The 20873-nt window shown below is 40.2% G+C and carries 11 protein-coding genes; 1 reads left to right on the forward strand and 10 read right to left on the reverse strand.

Features of this window, described 5'->3' with window-relative positions; translation table 11 throughout:
* Nucleotides 1-77: 77 nt before the first annotated feature.
* Both ACL6C3_RS17880 and ACL6C3_RS17885 read right to left on the reverse strand, forming a co-directional pair.
* A complete protein-coding gene (locus ACL6C3_RS17880) occupies nt 78-650 on the reverse strand; it encodes an anti-sigma factor family protein (protein WP_413160356.1) in 573 nt (190 codons plus the stop codon).
* Nucleotides 651-823: 173 nt separating this feature from the next.
* On the reverse strand, nt 824-1483 hold the full coding sequence (locus ACL6C3_RS17885) for a sigma-70 family RNA polymerase sigma factor (RefSeq protein WP_413168361.1): 660 nt from the start codon (nt 1481-1483) through the stop codon (nt 824-826).
* A 294-nt stretch (nt 1484-1777) separates the two neighbouring features.
* On the opposite strand from ACL6C3_RS17885, the gene ACL6C3_RS17890 reads away from it, so the two are divergent.
* Entirely contained in the window at nt 1778-6709 is a 4932-nt protein-coding gene (locus ACL6C3_RS17890; protein WP_413160358.1) for a tetratricopeptide repeat protein, read from the forward strand.
* Nucleotides 6710-6765: 56 nt separating this feature from the next.
* On the opposite strand, the gene ACL6C3_RS17895 is transcribed toward ACL6C3_RS17890, so the two are convergent.
* From ACL6C3_RS17895 to ACL6C3_RS17930, 8 genes are all read right to left on the reverse strand, one after another.
* On the reverse strand, nt 6766-7470 hold the full coding sequence (locus ACL6C3_RS17895) for a DevA family ABC transporter ATP-binding protein (protein WP_413160359.1): 705 nt from the start codon (nt 7468-7470) through the stop codon (nt 6766-6768).
* Nucleotides 7471-7499: 29 nt separating this feature from the next.
* Nucleotides 7500-8648 (reverse strand): ABC transporter permease DevC, encoded by a 1149-nt coding sequence (gene devC / locus ACL6C3_RS17900; protein ID WP_413160360.1) that lies wholly within the window; start codon nt 8646-8648, stop codon nt 7500-7502.
* A 7-nt stretch (nt 8649-8655) separates the two neighbouring features.
* Nucleotides 8656-10035 carry an HlyD family efflux transporter periplasmic adaptor subunit gene (locus ACL6C3_RS17905; RefSeq protein ID WP_413160362.1) on the reverse strand — a complete coding sequence of 460 codons (1380 nt, stop codon included), beginning with the start codon at nt 10033-10035 and terminating at the stop codon, nt 8656-8658.
* 90 nt (nt 10036-10125) lie between these two features.
* The gene (locus ACL6C3_RS17910) at nt 10126-11061 is read right to left on the reverse strand and encodes a PEP-CTERM sorting domain-containing protein (RefSeq protein ID WP_413160363.1); all 936 of its coding nucleotides are present in this window, start codon (nt 11059-11061) and stop codon (nt 10126-10128) included.
* A gap of 324 nt (nt 11062-11385) precedes the next feature.
* The gene (locus tag ACL6C3_RS17915) at nt 11386-12321 is read right to left on the reverse strand and encodes a PEP-CTERM sorting domain-containing protein (RefSeq protein WP_413160365.1); all 936 of its coding nucleotides are present in this window, start codon (nt 12319-12321) and stop codon (nt 11386-11388) included.
* Nucleotides 12322-12407: 86 nt separating this feature from the next.
* Nucleotides 12408-13586 (reverse strand): MFS transporter, encoded by a 1179-nt coding sequence (locus tag ACL6C3_RS17920; RefSeq protein WP_413160366.1) that lies wholly within the window; start codon nt 13584-13586, stop codon nt 12408-12410.
* 79 nt (nt 13587-13665) lie between these two features.
* Nucleotides 13666-19422: an amino acid adenylation domain-containing protein gene (locus tag ACL6C3_RS17925; RefSeq protein WP_413160368.1), complete on the reverse strand. Its 5757-nt coding sequence runs from the start codon at nt 19420-19422 to the stop codon at nt 13666-13668.
* A gap of 58 nt (nt 19423-19480) precedes the next feature.
* The gene (locus ACL6C3_RS17930; RefSeq protein WP_413160370.1) at nt 19481-20866 is read right to left on the reverse strand and encodes a cytochrome P450; all 1386 of its coding nucleotides are present in this window, start codon (nt 20864-20866) and stop codon (nt 19481-19483) included.
* Nucleotides 20867-20873 lie beyond the last annotated feature (7 nt).

A 20873-nucleotide genomic window follows, 5' to 3' on the forward strand; every position in this document is an offset into this window, starting at 1 on the left:
CATGGTACTTATCACTGGTCACTGGTTACTGTTCACTGTTCACTGTTCACTGGTCACTGTTTCCCGACTTCCGACTATTACTGAGGGTTAGAGAGTGCGGAGTCGGGAATGGGAATAATGGGTTGATTGACGGTTATACTGGCCGCATCGGTTCTGACAATGGGAACAATTGGCTCATTGAGGGCAATTTTGAGGGGTTCAGGATCGGTATTGGATCGAGAGGCGTACTGGGGAATGGGAGAAAAACTGCCGAAGGTTAGACTGGAGAGAGTCGCCACAAACAGAGCCGCGATCGCCCCCCCTCCCCAAGCCACTCTGCGGTAATTGCGACGATTAACGTTTTCAAAGACCGCTTGAACCAATTCATCCGGGGCAGATTGTTCGGAGGTGGGTACTGGCATACTCCCCCAGTGAGAACTCAGCGATCGCAGTTGTTGATAACAACTTTTCACCTGAGGATCGGTTGCTAACCAATACTCAACTTGGCGACGTTCTTCTGGGTTTGCTTCACCATCAATATAGGAACTGAGCAGTTCATAGTGATAATCGCTCAGATCGCCGTCTGACGGATGTTCCATTTCTTCTTCGGTATTGAATGCTGGGTTTGGGTGGATTGGGTGATCGTTATCGGACTCAAAGTTAGGCTTCATGGTAACACCTCCCCGTCAATTTACGTCAATGAAATTAAAGTCATCGGATCAATCTGTTGCTTCTAAAACTTGGGGAGAAACGCGCTCTTTGTGATGATGCATTTCTGGCTTTAACACTCTTATTGAATAGTGTATCAATGTAGAATTGAGATGACCTGGCTTTACAGATTTTCCTAACTATTTAGATAAGGTTGTAACTGGGTTTGCAAACGTTGACGCGCCCGAGCAATTCTCGATTTGACCGTTCCCAGAGAAACCCCTGTAATTTCTGCAATTTCTTCGTAGGCCAAACCTTCAATTTCTCGCAAAACAATTGTTGTGCGAAAGACTTCCGGTAAATCAGCGATCGCCTCATGCAGACAATCATAAAATTCTCGGGTACTGAGATCCTCATCGGGTCCCGGACGTTCGGCGGGAATTTCCCACTCAATTTCGCCATCATCAATACAACGGGGTGCATCCAGTGATAGAGGGGGTTTAACCCGTTTGCGTTTGCGAAGTTCATCATAAAATAGGTTGGTGGCAATTCGACTCAACCAACCCCGAAACTTAGACGGTTCTTGCAGACGCTTGATATTGCGGTAAACTCGAATCCAAATTTCTTGAGCCAAATCGGAACGATCTTGCCAGTCGGGAGCCAAATGGTACAATACCTTATCGACATGGACCTGATACCGACGCAAAAGTTCGGTAAAAGCGGCCCGATCGGGTTGTACTCCTTCCTGACATCGCAAAATCAAGTCATAGTTAGAGAGCTTTTCAGGGGACAATAGCACTTGTTGAGGAACGGTCGCCTCAGCCGCAGACCAGGATATAGATAGACTTTCACTCATGGATCGAACTAGGCTCATCAGACATTCCCTTTCATCAGACGTCTGCCCGGTTCAGAATGTTCCTTAAATTTTAACTTAGGTTTGGCTCAGAAGCGATCGCCTTCTATCTGTCCGGGAACCCGAGCGCTGCTCTTTGGCGATTAAACAACTTTAGCAGTTTCGTTTGTTGATGTCGGACTCGTTATAAATTGCATAGGCTTAGTTGAACCAGAAATAAGTCAAAATGGTAGATAGAGTATCTGTTGCACTTGGCTGATTCATTGAGTAAAAATCCCGTTCAAAGTGAGTTTTAAAATGTTCCAGACCTCTAGAAATTTAATTAAAAGCTCAATTCATCTCAGTTTAAGTTTATCGGTTTACCTCCTACTTTTATCAGAACTGGGATTGGCAGAATCTAATCCTAAAAATGCACCCCGGTTGCAACAGTCAGAAACAGTTTCTCAAAATCATCAAACCCCTACAGCAGTTCAACAGCTTGTTAATGAAGCCGAAAAACTGACACGGCAAAAAACAATTCCATCTCAGCTAGAAGCGATCAAAAAATGGTCAGAAGCACGATTAGAATGGCAAAAATTAGGAGATCAATCTCAAGAAGCATTAACCTTACTCAAACTGGGTGAAATCTACAAAAATCTGGGTGCCACCGCCCCCGCATTAGAACGCTACAACGAAGCTTTAAGCCTATACCGAGAACTTGGGAACCGCCTCCAAGAAGCATTGACCCTGAGTGAAATTGGAAATATTTATATTGCGAACTTAGAACAAGGGGAAGCAGAAGAACAGTTTAGATTTGAACACGAGTTTTTCATCGATTCTCGGCTATCGCAATTAAGGTTAACTCAACAGCATAGAGATGATAAAATACCTTTGGAGTTTTATCAGCAATCTCTGAAAATTTACCGGGAAATTAATCACTTATCGGGAGAAGCCAGCCTTCTCAATGCAATGGCAAGTCGCTATTTACATGATGATGAAGAAGATAAACAGGAATTACTTGAGAAATCTTTAGCAATTTATCAACAAATTGGCGATCAAAAAGGACAAGCATTGGTGTTAGGTCATCTGAGTGAATTGTATCTGATTGGCTACGGAAATGATCAAGTCGGTTGGGATTTGTTTAATCAAGCTTTAGCCCTTTATCAAAAAAATAATGAGTCTTTGGATAAGGAGGATTTGACTTGGCGTCAAGGCGAAGCAAGGCTGTTGAGTGTTGGGGCTTATTATTGGTGGTCAAACAATCAACAAAAAACCTTAGAATTCTACAATCAATCCCTAAATATTTACCAAGAAATAGGCGATAAACAGGGAGAAGCACTGACCCTAACCCGCATCGGCGATTACTATGGTAGCCTAGAAAATCGCGAAAAACAATTAGAATTTTATACTCAAGCATTGGGTATTTATCAGGAAATTGGCGATGGGGTTGGAGAAGCTAATATTTTAGATCGCTTGGGGTTGATGTATTTCCGGTTAGGAGAGGTAGAGAAAGCCTTAGAATTCTACAATCAAGAATTAGAAACGCTTCAGAACGTGAGTGAATTTTACGCTGAACTCGGCGACGAACAACAGACATTAATATTTGACTATCGTCAACCAGTTGTTTTATTTAATTTGGCAAATATTTATTCTCAATTAAAAGATGAAGCCCAAGAAAGAGAAGTTTATCATCAAGCCAGAAAAATTTATCAAAAATGGCAAGATGATGAAGGCGAAGCGAGTTTTCTGATTAAAATTGCTGAACGCTACGGAAAGCAAGAAAATTCGGAAAAAATGCTAGAATATTTCAATCATGCGCTCATGGTTTATCGAGAAACGGGAAATCTGGAAGCGGAAGCTAATTTATTAGTCGATAAAATTTCGTTTATTTATTTTGCCGGTTTGGGAGATTCTGAAAAAGGATTGAATAGCCTGAATGAAGCTTTAAAAATTTATCAAAAAATTGGCAATCTGGAGGAAACTGCAAACACACTCAATCAACTTGGGTATTTTTATCGGGAATTAGAAAACAAAGAAAAAGCAGTAGAATTTTACAGTAAAGCTGCTGTTGCTTTTCAAGAAATGAATAATTTTAGCGATCAAGCATATACGCTGAGAATTGTCGGTGAACTCTACTATGAATTGGGGAAAAAAGAGCAAGCGTTAGAAGCGTTTCAGCAAGCCGGAAAAGTTATTCAAGAAAAGGGCGATACCGAACAAGCTGTAAAAATCCTCATTCAAATTGCTTCCGATTATAAAGAACTGGGAGATGGAAAAATAGCAATCAAATTCTATAATAAAGCCATTCCAATTCTTCAAGAATTAGGAGACTATCAACAAGAAGCAGCAATTTTGAGAACAATGGGTCAGCTTTACTATGAATTAGAAAACAAAAACAAAGCGATAGAAACTTTTAACCGGGCGCGAAATGTTTATCAAAAAAAAGGCGATAAATCAGGGGAAGCATGGACAATTTATGAAATCGGTAAAACTTACACAATATTAGGAGAGTTTCAAAGGGCTTTAGATTTCTATCAGCAAGCTTTGGCAATTTACGAGGTAGAAGCAGATGCAAGCTTCCGAGAAGAACGAACCCTTGATATGTTGATCAGAATGAGTCGAATTTATGCTTATTTGGGAGACTCAGAAACCGCGTTAGAATACTGTAAAAAATCCCTAACGAATGCTCAAAACTTCCCCCAATCAAAAATTGTTAGACGCTCGGAAATGTTTCGAGAAATTGGTAAACTTTGTTATCAGATTGGCGAGCCAGAAAAAGCTTTAGAATCTTTTAGTCAATACGGGACTATCTATCAAAAATTAGGCCCGGATAGAGAAGTAGTTGGTCTGATTCGGATTGGTGAGGATTATGCTAAATTAGGAGAATCAAAACAAGCAATAGAGTTTTTCAATCGAGCGAGAATCGTTTATCAAAAAAGCGGTTTTTCTGAAGGAGAAGCAGATACTTTAATTTCGATTGCTAGAATTTATTATTATAGTGGAAACTATCAACAAGCTTTAGAATTTTTTAATCAAGGCTTGAGAGTTGCTCAAACAATTAATAATCGCAGTAAAGAAGCCTCGATACTCACAGAAATCGGTGATAGCTACTCCCAACTCAAAGATGAGGAAAAAGCCTTAGAATTTTACAATCGAGCTAAGAAGATTTATCAAGAGTTGGGTAATTATCGAAAACAAACCGATATTCTCAATAAAATCGGTGAAGTTTATCAGCAGTTCGGAAATTTAGAAAAAGCTTTAGAAATTTACCAGCAAGCGCTCAAAATTTCCCAAGAAAATGATACCAGTTCCGCTTATGATTCGAGCTTTATTTCTATAAATATTGCACGGATATACTCGGAATTAGGAGAATTCGACAAAGCGTTGAATTTTTTACAGCAAGCTCTAGATTATAATCAAGAACGGAGTTCTTTTCTTTATAGAGAAATGGGGAAAGTTTATTCTAAGTTAGGAGAACTTGAAAAGGCTTTGCAGTTCTTCAATAAATCCCTAAACTTGCAAAGGGATAACTATCCTGAAGCGCAAGCGGAAAATCGATTGGGTCTTGCTGTCGTTGAACAACAAAAGGGGAATCTTGAGGAGGCTTTAAGTCAGATTAAAATAGCAATTTATTTAATTGAAGAAGTACGAGAAAAGAAAAATTCTCCAGAAGAACGTCTGGCTTTTTTTGCATCCAAACAAGACTATTATGAGTTCTATATCGACTTATTAATGGAACTGCATCAACAAAATCCGTCTCAAGGATACGATGCTGAAGCGCTCAATATCAGCGAACGTTCTAAAGCTAGAAGTCTCCTCGAACTTCTCGCCGAAGCTAACACCGATATTCGTAAAGGTGTTGACCCGCAATTGGTGATTCAAGAACGAAGTTTACAGCAACAATTAGATGCAGTCGAACAACGACGAGTGGAAGTTTATCAAAGTGAAAATGACAGCGTAGAAGAAAAAACGGCTATCGAACAAGAACGACAATATCTTCTGGATAAATATGAAGAAGTCCAAACGAAAATCCGCGAAACCAGTCCAAGTTATGCGGCGCTGACTCAACCTCAACCCCTGACTTTAGAAGAAATTCAGCAACAAATTCTGGATGATGATACGCTACTTTTGCAATACGCTTTAGGTGAGAAACGCAGCTTTCTTTGGGCTGTTAATAAAAATAATATTACCAGCTATGAACTCCCGCCAAAAGCATTAATTGAACAAGCCGTTCGAGAATTTTATACTCGGGCTGTTAACCGACGTTCTACTTCTGATAAGATCTCCAAAGCCTCTGAATCTCTTTCTGAGATGATTTTAGCGCCCGTTGCTTCTCAACTGAAGAATAAACGTTTAGTAATTGTTAGTGATGGAATTTTACATTATCTTCCCTTTTCTGCTCTTTCTGTGCCGATCAATTCATCAGAAAAACAAGATTATTTTCCCTTAGTTTTTAATCACGAAATCGTCAATCTTCCTTCGGCATCAACTTTAAGTATTCTCCGCCAAGATGCGGAAAAACGAGAACCTGCACCGAAAAGTATTGCTATTTTTGCCGATCCGGTTTTTAGTTCCGACGATAGCCGATTGCAAACCCCAACTTCCCCCCAAAGCGAAACTTGGGAACAGTATAATCTTAGTCGTTCCGCCCGACAATTGGATATTGGTGTTTGGGAACGACTTCCGGGGACTCGCACTGAAGCGGAAGCCATTCTCGCCCTTGTACCCGAATCTGAGACTATTTATACCTTTGATTTTGCCACAAATCGAGCGATCGCCACCGATCCCCAACTGAATCAATACAAAATTATTCACTTTGCAACGCATGGATTATTTAATAGTGTTAATCCCGAACTTTCTGGGATTGTTTTATCGATGATTGATCCCCAAGGAAATCCTATCAATGGGTTTTTACGTCTCCACGATATTTTTAACCTGGATTTGTCGGCAGATTTAGTGGTTTTGAGCGCTTGTAAAACGGGACTCGGAAAACAAGTTCGCGGAGAAGGTTTGGTGGGATTAACGAGGGGATTTATGTATGCCGGTACACCCCGAGTCTTGGTGAGTTTGTGGGATGTTGATGATGCGGCGACGGCCGAATTTATGACAAGATTTTACCGGATAAAGTTCAAAGAAAACTTATCACCAACACAAGCACTCAGAAGGGCGCAGTTAGAAATGCAAACAGACACCGAATGGAAATCTCCCTACTATTGGGCTGCGTTTACGTTGCAAGGGGAATGGCGTTAAACGACTTAAGGACTGAGTAGGTAATCAAAAAGCAACCTCTAGAAAATAGTAAGTTTTTAGAGGTTTAGTGCCGGCTCATTAATATTCACAAGTCGTCCATCTTCCATGTAAATAATTTGGTCGGCAATATCAAGAATACGATTGTCGTGAGTTACAATTAAAATAGCACAATTGTTTTCTTTGGCTAGTTTTTGTAGCAAGTTGACCACATCTCGACCCGAATGACTATCTAAAGCCGCAGTCGGTTCATCTGCTAATACCAATTGGGGCGAACTAACCAACGCCCGAGCGATGGCAACTCTTTGCTTTTGTCCGCCCGAAAGTGCATCGGGATAGTAGTTAATTCGCTTACCCAAGCCTACGGCTTCTAAGATGGCATTGGAGCGCTTTTTAATTTCTCTGGGATGAATCGTTTTGTTGAGTTTTGCTGACATTTGAACGTTTTGAGAAGCGGTTAAAAACCCCAGGAGATTATGAGCTTGAAAAATATAACCAATTTGTCTTCTAATTTGTACCAATTGATTGGGAGTGGCTCCATAAAGTTCTTTTCCTAAAACTTTAATACTGCCTTTTTGAACCGAACGCAATCCCCCAATTAAAGTGAGTAATGTGGTTTTACCCGAGCCAGACTGACCCATCAAAATAATAATTTTACCCCCCTCGATTTTCAAATTAATATTAGACAAAACCTGCTTTTTGAGCGAACCTTTTCCAAAATAATGATTGAGATAACTAATTTCAATTACAGATTGTTCAGACATGATTGAGTGTTCCTCCGTTAATGATTTGATCAAAAAATATCGGCCGGATCGGCTGCATTTAGTCGGCGAACCGAAATCATTCCAGAAATGATGCACATAATGATAGTTAAAACCAAAACAAATATCGCTCTTGATGCGGTCATCAAAATCGGTAAATTCGTGGCTTGTGCGGCAAAGTGATACAGCAACATCGTGATAGAAACGCCCGGTAAATATCCCAAAACACCAATAATAATCGCCTCTTGAAAAATCACCAAAACAAAGTAATGATTGCGATAACCGATGGCTTTAAGGGTTGCATATTCTGGGAGATGATCGGAAACATCGGTGTAAAGAATTTGATAAACAATTAAAACGCCAACAATAAAACCGATTCCTGTCCCCAGAGCAAAAATAAAACCAATCGCCGTACTGGTCTGCCAATATTCTTTTTCCCAGGTGACAAACTCCTGTTTTGACAGCACCAAAACATCGGGAGGAAGGTGATTTTGCAAAGCCGTTTTAACCGCCTCTAAATTAGCTTGAGACTCCAATTGAATCACCCCAATATCAATTAATCCTTGATTGCGGTGAGGAAAGAGATGATGAAAATTAGTATCGCTGGTAATGAGATTTCCATCCGCAGCAAAAGAAGCCCCCAAAGAAAAGAGTCCGCCAATGGTTACTCGCCGATATTCCATTTCTGCTGTCACCGTTTTTTCTTCGGCAATTAAAGCAGGAATAGGCCCGAATTCCGGTCTGGATAAGTCATCAAATAGATAAGTATCTTTCCGTTTTATCGCATCAATATTTGCCGACAAATTGGGTAAATTCAAAGGATTACTATCGGGATTTAAACCAAAAACTAATAAACCCCGACTCTGACCATTTACCGGATTTTTCCAGATTGCAAAATCCATATAAACAGACGTAGCAGATTGAACCCCCTCAACGGCTAATGATTGATAAATTCGCCGACGAGAAAAGGGTTTCATCGTCACACTCGCATTAGATTGAGGACTCAACAAAAACAAATCGCCCTGAAAACTTTGATGCAATTTGACGTTACTTTCAAAAAGTGCAGCCTGAAAACCAAGCTGAAGAAACATGAGCAAATCCGCAAAACCAATACCCGCCAATGCAACCAAAAGACGAGGTTTATTATGAATGAGTTGTAACCAAGCCAGAGGAGCTTTCATAAACGTTCTAAAGGATAATTTTGACAATCACACGGGAGTAGGTTAAATGAGCAACTTTGGCTCGATCTTGTTCGGCAATTTGGATTTTAACTTCTACGACTCGGTTATCGACATCGGAAGCCGGATCGCTGTTAAAAACTCCTTGTCGATTAATCAGCCAACCCACTTCACTAACCGTCCCTTGAAGTTCACCAGAAAAAGCTCCATTTTCGCTTTCGATAGTAACAGTTTGTCCGGGTTTTACTTGACCAATATCACTCTCATAAACCTCTGCTGTTACCATCATTTTATCGGTTTTTCCGATTGCTACAATTCCTTCGCCCGGTTGAACACTTTCGCCGGGATAAGTGTGAATTTGCAGCACACGACTGTTCATCGGCGAGCGAACATAGGTTAATTCTAATTGCTGTTTTTCCTGCTGTAAAGCGGCTTTTGCCCTTTGAATTTCGGCTTCCGCTTTATAAACGTCTACCTGTCGCACTTCGGTAATGCGATCGAGATTTGCTTTGGCTTCTTGAATTTGTTGATCAACTGTATTTTCAGATTGTTGTGAATTCGCTTTGACTTCTCGAATTTCTTGATTGATAGTGGCAATAGTTTTATCCAAATTTGCTTTTGCCTCTCTAACTCTTTCTGTAGCGGTTTCTAAAGTTAGATGACGGCGCTCCAAATCTAAGCGTGAAATCGCCCCTTCTTCTACTAATAATTTAAAACGTTCAAACTCGCTTTGAGCATTGTTCAGTTCCGCAGATAAACGATCAATTCTTGCTTCTTGAGTTGCTTTTTCTCCTCGTAATTGTTCTTCGAGACGGGCAATTTTTGCTTGATAACTAATACGTTCCCCTTCTAATTGTGCTTGTAATCTTTGAATTGTTGCTTTTTGAGATTCTATTTCTCCTGATTTTGCCCCCGCTTTAATAATTTCCAAATTGGCTTGGGCTATTTTAATGTCATGTTCTGCGAGTTTAACCGCAGCATCTTGAAGATCGCGATTTTCTAACACCGCAACGACTTGATTTTCCTCAACTAAATCTCCCTCTTTAACCCGCAATTCAATTACTCTTGCACCATTCAAATTTTGAGGGGGAGCCAATTCTACGGTTTCGCCTTGAGGTTCGAGGCGTCCTAAAGCGGTAATTGATTTAATTTTCGGAATAGTTTCGGTTGGATTAATAGAGGTTTCAGGAGATTGCTGAGTTGAGGATTTTATCGCATCAACCACATCAGACCCGATGGCAAATAATCCCGCAGTTGATCCCCCAGTTGACTGAAGCAAGTAAGCAAGATTAGCACCAATTACCACGACTCCGATACTTGAAAGAATTACAGTCCAACGGATTCTAGGTTTAAAGAATTCTGAGTCTTCAATGTCTAATTTTCTAACCATGTCTAATGAGGAGAGGGAATTAACAGCAGTTTAAGGCTGGAACTCGCAACAGTTTTTTTCAATTGTTGGAGTCCAGCCGAAGGTAAATTGTTACTGAGATTTAGCTTTTTTCAAGATAGAAGTCAGGCCGAGTGAACCAATAGTAAGTAAGCCTACAATAGACGAAGGTTCGGGAACGCTGACGGCTCGTAGATTCAACGGTAAGGGAAAATCAACGACGACAAAACCCGTATTGGGGTCAAAGATGGGAACAGAAGTTTCCACAGCGAAATCTTCAATAAAAAACTGAACTCCACCTCCATTTTCATTCACGTCCTGTAAAAAGGCATTGGCTAAACCATCGGCTAAACTGTTTAAATCACTGAATTTATTGACAGTCAATGCTTCTGAAAAAATTACCTCTACATCGTCTTCAACTGCTTCACTTTCTCCATATTCAAAAACAGCATAGAAAGGCGTGTAACCAAAACTGATAATTTTTGTATCACCCCATGTTATGAAACTTTCCACCGCATTAGGATCGGCTTGGTAAATTCGTTCTTCAATGCTAGAGTCGGTACTTCCTAACCAGTCTTGACCTAAAATATCGTCTCCTAAATTCCACGTTTCTGTGAAAGCTCGGTCACTTTTTTGTCCGTAGCCAAACCCAATATCATTGAAGTCAATATTGTTGTTTGTTAGGTAATTAAAAAAGTTAGTAAAGTTAGTAACACCATCTAAGGTTCCAGAACGTGTTTCTCCCGTTGCCAAAGGACTAGATTGAAGACCAGTGGCATAATAAGGAGCAGGATTTCCTGGTGAATTAAGACTAATTTCGAGATGACCGCTATCGGGGGCATTGGGATTAGCATTAAAAAAAGCGGTTTGTGTACCTGTAAAAGAAAGAAAACTGTCAGATTCAATCGGACGAGTTGTGATTAATTGCAGTTGATCGTAATTAAAAGTAGCAGCTTGAACCGCAAGGGGTAGTCCGGTTGTTACAACAGTCGTCAAAGTCAAAGTAATTGAAAGAGAATAAGTCCGCATGATTGACAACTCCTAAACTGAATTAAATGGTGAAATATGTTGCGATTGTAGATGCAGATCTGTGAAAATTTATCTGTATAAATATTCATCAGATTATGTAGAATTGGGGAACAGAAGGTTTAATACCAAATCCGTTTGTGACAGTAGCACATTCAAAAAATAGGTTCCCTTTTTAATTCTTCTTCCCGATCCTTCTTGTTCCCGACTTCCGCAATCAACTTTTAGCTTAACCGGATTTGGTATAACATCAGGAGTAATTAACAGCAGTTTAAGGCTGGAACTCGAAACCGTTAAATTTATTGAGTCCAGCCCGGAGGGAATTTGTTAGTGAGATTTAGCTTTTTTCAAGATAGAAGAAAGACCGAGTGAACCAATAGTTAGTAAGCCGAAAATTGACCCCGGTTCAGGAACGCTGACGGCTCGTATATTCAACGGTAAGGGAAAATCAACCACAACAAAACCCGTATTGGGGTCAAACATGGGAACAGAAGTTTCCACACCGAGATCTTCAATAAAAAACTGAACTCCACCTCCATTTTCATTCACGTCCTGTAGAAAGGCATTGGCTAAACCATCGATTAAACTATTTGAACTACTGACTTTCTCCGCTCTCAATTTTTCGGTAAAAAAGATATCGATATCGTCTTCAGTTTCTATCGTCTCACCGACATCAAAAATGGCGTAGAAAGGACTATAACCAAAATTAATGAATTTTGTATCCCCGAAAGTTAAGAAACTTTCTACGGCATTAGGATCGGCTTGATAAATCCGTTCTTCAATTGTAGAATCAGGACTTGCAAACCAGTCTTGACCCAAAAGATCATCTCCTAAATTCCACGTTTCTGTCAAAGCTCGGTCACTTTTTTGTCCGTAGCCAAACCCAATATCATTGAAGTCAATATTGTTGTCTGTTAGGTAATTAAAAAAGTTAGTAAAGTTGTTAACACCATCCAAGCTTGCAGAACGTGTTTCTCCCGTTGCCAAAGGGCTAGATTGAAGACCAGTCGCATAATAAGGAGCAGGATTTTTAGGTGAATTGAGACTAATTTCGAGATGACCGCTATCAGGAGCATTGCGATCTGAATTGAAAAAAGCAGTTTGTGTACCCGTAAAAGAGAGAAAAGTGTTAGATTCAATCGGACGAGTTGTGATTAATTGCAGTTGATCGTAATTAAAAGTAGCAGCTTGAACCGCAAGGGGTAGTCCGGTTGTTACAGCAGTCGTCAAAGTGAAAGCAATTGAAAGAGAGTAAGTCCGCATGATTGATAACTCCTAAAGTAAATTAAACGGTGAAAGATGTTGCGATTTTAGATGTCGATGTCAGGATGAAGAAATTGATTCATTTATTATTCAAAGTTTAGTTGTTTTTTCCCCATCCCTCTCATTCGCAGCAATAAGAAGATATAGAGAGGAATAAACGCACTAAAGATGAAACGATTGCCAAACATTGCCATCATTAGAGAAGACAATATCGGGCCGGCTGCATTTCCTAAAGAGTAGCTGGTTGTAAATAAGGCTATTCCCGCTCCTAACTCTTTGGAAGTGACTTGTTCTCCCACCAATGCTAAACACAGGGGATAAATGGGGCCAATACTTGCACCTGCTAGCCCAGAAAATAATAGAATGAGCGAATAATTATTAATCACTATCAACCCTAAAGTGACAATGATACCAACAGAGACACACATGAATAGTACCCGGGTTTTACCTAATTTATCCGCCAAGTTAGTGACCGGAACGGTACTCAAAAGATTGCCCAGAAAAAACATTGATAGAGTTAAGCCCATTTGTTCGACATTGTAGTTTTGGTTGAGAATAAATACGGGATATAAAGTAATTAGAGTAGCGTTGGCGATTCCGTAAGCAAATATCCCATGAATTGGAAATTTGAATTTCTTCAAAAGTGGCAATAATCGTAAGCTTGATGATGTTGGTATGGAAACCATGAATTTCTTCTTCAGGCAAAACAAAACTAGGAGAAAAGCACTAACAACAACACCACCTCCCATCAAAAAAGCAAACTGAGGATTAAGACTGTAAAAATGAGGTCCGAAGATGGTTCCAATAATTAGTCCTAGCCCCATCGCCAGAAAGTAAAAACCATTCACTCTTGCTCGGTTGTTCTCATGGGAAAAATAATTTAATGCAGTCTGTCCTCCTATTAATAAACAACAAACCCCAAATCCCATCAAAATCCGGATAATTAACCATAAAGATAGGTAAGAAGTTAACGCAAAAAAGGGCGCACTTAACCCCATCAGCAACAATCCCAACAACAGAACACGACGAATTCCCTGTTGACGTAAAAGCTTATTAACGAAGGGAGTTCCGACCGTAATTGCCAGAAAATAGATTGTAGAATGAATCCCAATCGAAATCTGACTAACCTGTTGTTGTTCCATAAAGGTTGACATCAGGGGATTGAATAAACCGAGAGAAATTCCAAATAATAAAGAGAGCGAGTACAAGGTCAACAATCGGGTTGAAAAGAGAACTGTTGATTTCGGACTAGAAACGTGTTGCATGATTCTTATGAGTAGGATATATCAACAGAGGAAGGATAAAAAGTTAAAATATTGGTTTTTATCCTTCCTTTGATTGTGCCTATTTCATCGGTGAAAAGGCTTGATGGGTAGAGAGGTTTTTATCTGGATTGGGATGAGTTTTTTCCGGTTCTAACAAATGTTGTGAACCCTGGAAAATCTCCTGTTGACCAAAGAGTTTTAGACATTCTCCAGTGATGCTATTGATAGCGGGGTTAGCCAGAAAATAAACGACCTCTGCAACTTGTTCTGAAGCAATCGTAGAGTTACAAAAGGCTTTCTGAGTTTGAGCGCTATCAACGCCAGCCGGACAAACTGCATTCACCTGAATATTGTGCGGTTTGAGTTCTTCTGATAACGATTTGGTTAACCCTAAAATGCCATGTTTAGAAACCGCATCCGCACTAAATACAGGATAACCTACAAAAGAAGAATCCGATCCTAAATTGATAATTTTTCTTTCGCCTTTTTGGAGGAGATAAGGAATAGCCGTGCGACAACAATTGTAGGTTCCAAACAGATTAACTTCTACAATTCGTCGCCACTCAGCCGGATCGGAATCTGCTAATATTGCCGAACCTGTAATTTCAGGATTATTCACCAAAATATGAATCCCATCCCATTGTTCGGCAACTTGTTTAAATGCAGTTTCTACGGCTTCTAAATCGCTGATATCTGCGGAAATTGAGATGGCTTCTCCTCCCCATTGTTGAATTTGGGTAACAGTATCTTGAAGGTGTTCAAGAGTTTGAGAAATTGCTGCAACTTTAGCGCCCTGACTTGCTAACTTTAGCGCGATCGCCCGACCGATTTCGCCATCTGCACCCGTAACAATTGCCACTTTTCCTGCTAACGGTAGAGAAGATTTATCTGTAGAAACTGTAGTCAGATGATTGGGAGATTGATGGTTTTGAGATGGAGAAACGGAAGGTTGATCGTTGGGAACCTCTGCCAATAAATCCCGCAAAAGTTGTAAATAATCTTGCCCGAGTTTCTGGATAGTTTCGCGGAAGTGGAAATGGCTAGAATATTCAATTTGTAACTCCAAACAGTCATCGGTAATGCAGAAGAAAAACTCCAATAAAGTTGTGCGTTTCTGTTCGGGTGGCGACAGACGACGATCCCAATCTTCTTTGATAAACTCAAAGATTTCTGAAGGGCGAATATTTCGATTGCCAAAATAATTCGCTCGTACAGGCGTGAGATAATTATCAGGATAGAGATAACTGGGCAGTTGTTCGCCAATCCAATCAAAGGTACTTCCATTCATCGGTAGCTCATTAAACTTGTCTTTAATTCGCTGAATAAAAGTCTGCCATTCTTCTTGATTATTTACCGCCAATCCCAGAGGAAAATTCGTGGCAAAATTACCAACACTGCTAAAAAACTGATTATTCTGCCCTAAATTTCGGCTATGACTGCGATGACTCAAAACCACTTGTTCGCTACCACTCCACTGTGCCATCAATCGATATAAAGGCGCTAATAAAAGAGAGTAAACGTTACAGCCATAGTATTTTTTCGCTCGACTTAATAGAAAAGCCGTCTGATCTTTGGGTAAAGTAAACCATTCACTCACCGCAGATGTTTCTAAATTCGTACCCAATTGTTGATCGAGAGGAATTTGGAAAGCCGACTGAGGAGAAGGAAACTGAGATTTCCAATAGTCAATATGACTTTCTAAATTACCCTGAGATTCTTCCGCCATCAAATAACGCACATAATCCGCATAAGAAACAGTCGTCGGTAAATCTTTCAAGACATCTTGTAGACCGCTTAAAAGCTGGCTATAAATAAACCACAATTCTCGAAATAACACTTGACTACTCAGCAAGTCGCCAATAATATGATGTCCGATCATATTAATGTCATAACAAGAATTATTGACCTTAATGACCATCACTTGAATTAGCGGCCAAGAATCAATCCGAAGCTGTTGACCGATTTCTTGAACGGTTTTGTGCATTTGAATATCCCGTTGTTCAGGACTCAAATGAGTACCATCATAGTAAATAACTTTTAACGGTTCTGTGGGATGAATTTCCTGTTGCCACCATTGTCCTTGACGTTGTAAAAAGACCGTTCGTAATGCCCAATGACGCTCAATTAAACAATTCAAAGCTTGGTTAAAAAGTTCGAGATCGAGGGGCTGATGATAAAGACAACGAGTGTAACCTGTCCACTGATAAGGGGCATCAAAATATCGCACTAACCAGCGTTGAGCGGGGCCTAAAGGCAAGCATTCTTCAATGGGTTTTGTGGGAGTAGGTGCGGGAATTTCTTCACCATTAATAACAGCTAAAAGCGCTTTGCGGTCGAGTTTACCATTGTGATTTTTGGGCAAATTTTGGAACCATTCCAAACGATGGGGAATCATATAATCCGGTAAACGTTGCTTGAGAAATTCCTTCATTTGTCGAGGATCAACATGACTGCCAACTAAACCGGCAACTAATCGTTTACCCGAACTTAAATCTATCACCACCACAGCCGCTTCATTAACTGCGGGATGAGACAAAAGAACGCTTTCAATTTCTCCGAGTTCAACACGAAAACCGCGAATTTTTACTTGATGATCGATGCGTCCGTGATATTCAAAACTGCCGTCGGGGAGTTGTTTTGCCAAGTCTCCTGTTCGATACAAATACTTTCCATTAATATGAGAAAACGGATTAGAACAGAAGGCTTTAGCGGTTCGTTCTGGGTCTTTTAGATAACCTTGAGCCAGTTGTATTCCTCCGATCCATAATTCTCCCAATTCTCCCGGAGTAACGGGTTTTTGATGTTCATCGAGGATCAACAAATCAACATTATCAATGGCTTTACCAATGGGAATACTGGTTTCTCCTTGCTCTCCTGGACGCTGACGAATAATGTGACAACTAACATCAATTGACGCTTCTGTTGGGCCGTAAAGATTAGCAAGTCCGGTGGTTTTTCCATATTGCTCTAACCAGGCTTGAATAAAGGGAATGGGTAAAGCTTCGCCGCTAAAAATTAACCAGCGCAGGTGAGGAAATTCGTGATTTTCTTCGGCTAAAGCATTGATAAATTCCCCAAACAAAGACGGCACAAAGTGCATAATATTAATCTGAGTTTCATTCAGCCATTGGGCGAGACTCCAGGGATCTTTTACTGTGTCTTTATGCACCGGACAAACTGTTGCTCCTACCATTAAAGGCCAGAAAATTTCCCAGATTGAAATATCAAAACAACAAGAGGTTTTTTGAGCGACGCGATCGCCAGGTTTGAGCATAAAAGTTTTTTGCATCCATTCCAGGCGATTCATATAGCCGCGATGATTTAGCATTACCCCTTTCGGACGACCAGTAGACCCGGAAGTATACAAAACAACCATCAAATCATCTGGGGTATTTAATAGGGGAAGATCGCTTTCGGACTCTTGAGACCAAACGCCCCGATTAACTTGTTTTAAGGGTTTTTTATTCGCTAAATACGCCCCTTCATCCAAGAATACTAACCCCCGCAATGCCAACTCTGACATCAAACAAGGCTCGATTTTATCGGTTAGTTGAGATTCAGTTAATAATATTCCAATTTCAGCATGATTGAGCATATAACAAATCCGTTCCGATGGATAAGTCGGATCGATTGGAACATAAGCCGCACCTGCTTTCAGAATCCCTAAAATACCCACCCAGAGGAAAGAATTTCGTTGGGTCATAATCCCAATTAAATCCCCCGGTTTAACTCCTTCCTGTCGCAAATAATGGGCAATTTGATTAGAAAGGCGGTGTAATTTTTGGTAGGTGAGTGGAGTTTCTGGATCGAGGACAGCAATAGCATTGGGCGTTTGTTTTACTTGCTCAATAATTGCTACATAGGGAATAGAAACATCGGCTTGATTGGATACAGAATTATCAGCAGCGGGAGTGAGAACCTGAGCCATTTCTGCCAAACTACGACAACTCAATAAAGCCTGACGATCTAATTTCTGACCCAGTTCTTTTTCGAGGGCGGTAATCATCCGAATTCGTTCTAAGGAGTCGATGCCTAAATCTGCTTCTAAATCTTGTCCCAAATCTTGTTCGTTAATGGAGAGATGACAGATATTACAAGCCACTTTTTGCAAGATAGAACAAAAACGGGAATCCTCGGGCAAAATAGAACAGTTTGGGTTAACCGAATTGCTTTCAGTATCAAGAAAGGCGAGGCGTTTGAGTGAGGCGATAAATTCATTCAGCAAAGCATCAATAAAAGATGCAGTGAAGCAATTTTCATCATAATTTGTACTGAAATGTAGGCGATTATCAAACATTTCAACCAAGGTATCTATCCCGCCCGGTATGCTTCCGGTTGCCGAACGATAATTAATAATTTTCAGCGATTGATAATCGGTTTTCAGATGGGTTTGCCCCATATTTGAAAGATACAAATTAGATTTGATTGCTGTTTGGATCAAACTCGCTGCCATCGCGGGCAATTTACCCTCGTTCAGCTTTATTTTTTCTCGTAATAAATTCCCCATCATAACAGTCTGGGCGTTATCATAACGAGATACAAGGGCGGTTTGAAGTTCTGACTGCACCAATTTTAGGAAGGATAAGTCATCGTTTTGACTCTTAGAAATTGGGAAACTTAGGGCGATATTTTCGGCAAAACAACCCACCATTTGAGAAACATCAACTTCCGGATAAGTCCGTCCGCTGGTGGGAATGTTGAGAATAATTGACTGAGTTTGTTGATGAATTTCAGCGAGCGCCTGTAAATAAGCGCCAACTAATAAGGTGTTTAGAGACAAACGCCAACCCCGAGCGCGATCAATTAAGGCGGCTGTAAGATTTGGTTCTAACTGATAGGGAAGACTGCGAAATTTGCCATTTTTGCGAGGAATAGTCTGTCCTTGAGGATTCCAGAAGAATTTGTTTTTCCCTTGTTGACTGAGATAGTTTTGTAGGGAAGTTTCTGCTTGTTTATCTTGCCAACTATTGATTTTTTCGGTTTGTTTGCGATAGGCTTCAACGGTTGTTAAGGGCTGTAAATTAGGTTCGGTTCCCTTTAAGTTTGCCGCGTAAATTTCGATAAATTCCCGCAACACAATTTGATTACTTAATCCATCGGCGAAAACGTGATGATGGGTGAACCCAATTTCATAAACAGAGTCCTCTAAACGCAATGCAAAAAAGCGATGTAAAGGCCATTGTTCAAGAGACCAGGTTTCATTAATTGCCTCATTGACTATTTCTTGAATGCGAGACTCTTGAGTTTTAGCATCAAAATCTCGTAAATCAATAACCGATAATTCGGGAGGTTGGGGATTATTTAAAACCCGAAGTTGGTAATCTTTAAAACTTTGAGTATCGGTAGGAATAGAGAAGAAAGCTCTCAACATTGGATGACGGAATAGAAGGTCTTTCCAACTTTTTTGAGCGATTTGAGAATCGAATATTCCTTTGAATCTTACGGTTGAACAAACACTACAGGAAGAAACAGCTAAATGAGTCGCCAAAAAGATGTACTGAGAATCAATTAATTCAACGGATTCTGCTGTGATTTCATCGGAAACGGTTTGGTTTTCTGTTGATTCTTTAGACTCTAACCAATCTTGAGCGATCGCAGTAATTTCTCCTAAGGTTTGCAACTGCATCAATTCTTCCATTGGAACCGCTTGTAAGAAAGCTTCTTGTCGGTATTCAGGAATCAATTTAATTAAACCGTTCAGCAGTTCAACTGTTTTAATTGAGTCGAGTCCTAAATCACTTTCGAGAAATAAATCTGGTTCTAAATCTTTGACAGTGTGACCGGAAATTGCAGCGATTAGGGTATAGATTTGATCGCAGACAGAATTGTAAATCATTGTGTTTTTTTTTCTGATTGACGATATCGAAACAGGGCTTAAGATCGGTCTTTAACAACTAAACGGTGGCGGAACTAAGCGGACTGGAAACCATCGTTGACTGTCCCAAGAATGTCATTTTCACCCCATCGTGAGGGATAAGATTTAATCCTCGCAAAGTCGGACGTACAGGTTGAGCGCTCACCAATTTAAGTTGATAACGTGAAGTAGTCGTTGCTAAAAATAGTTTTAGGGTTAGTTGTGCAAATGCAGAGCCAATACAGCGACGACTTCCTCCACCAAACGGGAGATATTCATAATAAGAAAATTTTTGATTGAGAAAACGTTCAGGCTTAAATTGTTCGGGGTTTGGGTATAAATCTTCTCGCCGATGAACCAGATAAATTGAAGGAATTAAAACGGTGCCAACAGGTAATTTGTAACCGACTAATTCCACAGGAGATGAAACAATGCGTGGTTGTCCTTGAATCTCTACGGGACTAATCCGCAGAATTTCTTGGCAAACTGCGTTTAGATAGGGTAAACGAGCAATATTGAGGGGGTTTTCCTCGGAACCAATAGACATCAGTTCTTTTTGCAACTTTTCTTGTACATTATTAGAACGATTGACCCAGTAAAGTGACCAAGCCATTGCGGAAGCGACAGCATCTTTACCGCCAAAAATAAGCATTACTAATTCGTCGCGTAATTCTTGCTCGCTCATTCCTTCTCCCGCTTCATCTTTTGCCGCCATTAGTAAATTAAGAATGTCCGTTCTATGTGGATCAAAATTTTGACGACGTTCAGCAATTTCAGCATAGATAAAGTTGTCAATTTGTCGCATCAAATGACAAACATATCCCCAAGGACTCCAGCGACCTAAGTCGGTTCTCAAAAATGGCAAAAACAATAAACTTGATGCAATCGGATTCTTCGCGAAAAAATCTAGCACTGAACTTGTCAGTTGATTAAGTTGTTGTAAGCTTTGATGGTTTCCAAATACAGCTTTGAGAATCACTTTTCCTGATATTTCTTCTGTGATTGTATGAGCAGAAAATGTTTGTCCGGCAGTTAAGTTTTTAAACATCTCTTCAGTGGTGTCGCAGATGAGTTTTGCATAGGCTTGCAGATGGTTTCCATGAAAGCAAGGCATGATTAATTGGCGGTGGCGTTGGTGACGTTTACCTGTTAATGTTCCCAAAGCATTTTGTCCCAAAACAGGTTTAAAAAGCTGATTTCCAGGATTTGTAAATTCCTTAGATTCGCCGTTAAAAATCTGTTGAATTGCTTCAGGATTACTAACATAAACAGTTGGTTGTGTTTTAGACCCCAAACAAACCGTAAATAAATCGCCATACTTCTGCTGTGCAGTATCCATATACTCTAGGGTGTTATTCATCCATTGAAATAGCTGGAATAAAGGATGATTTTTCGGGCCTTGAGGTAGATTTTTGAGTGTGTTCATAATGTCT

This window comes from Capilliphycus salinus ALCB114379 (assembly GCF_047276495.1).
Lineage (GTDB): Bacteria > Cyanobacteriota > Cyanobacteriia > Cyanobacteriales > Microcoleaceae > Capilliphycus > Capilliphycus salinus.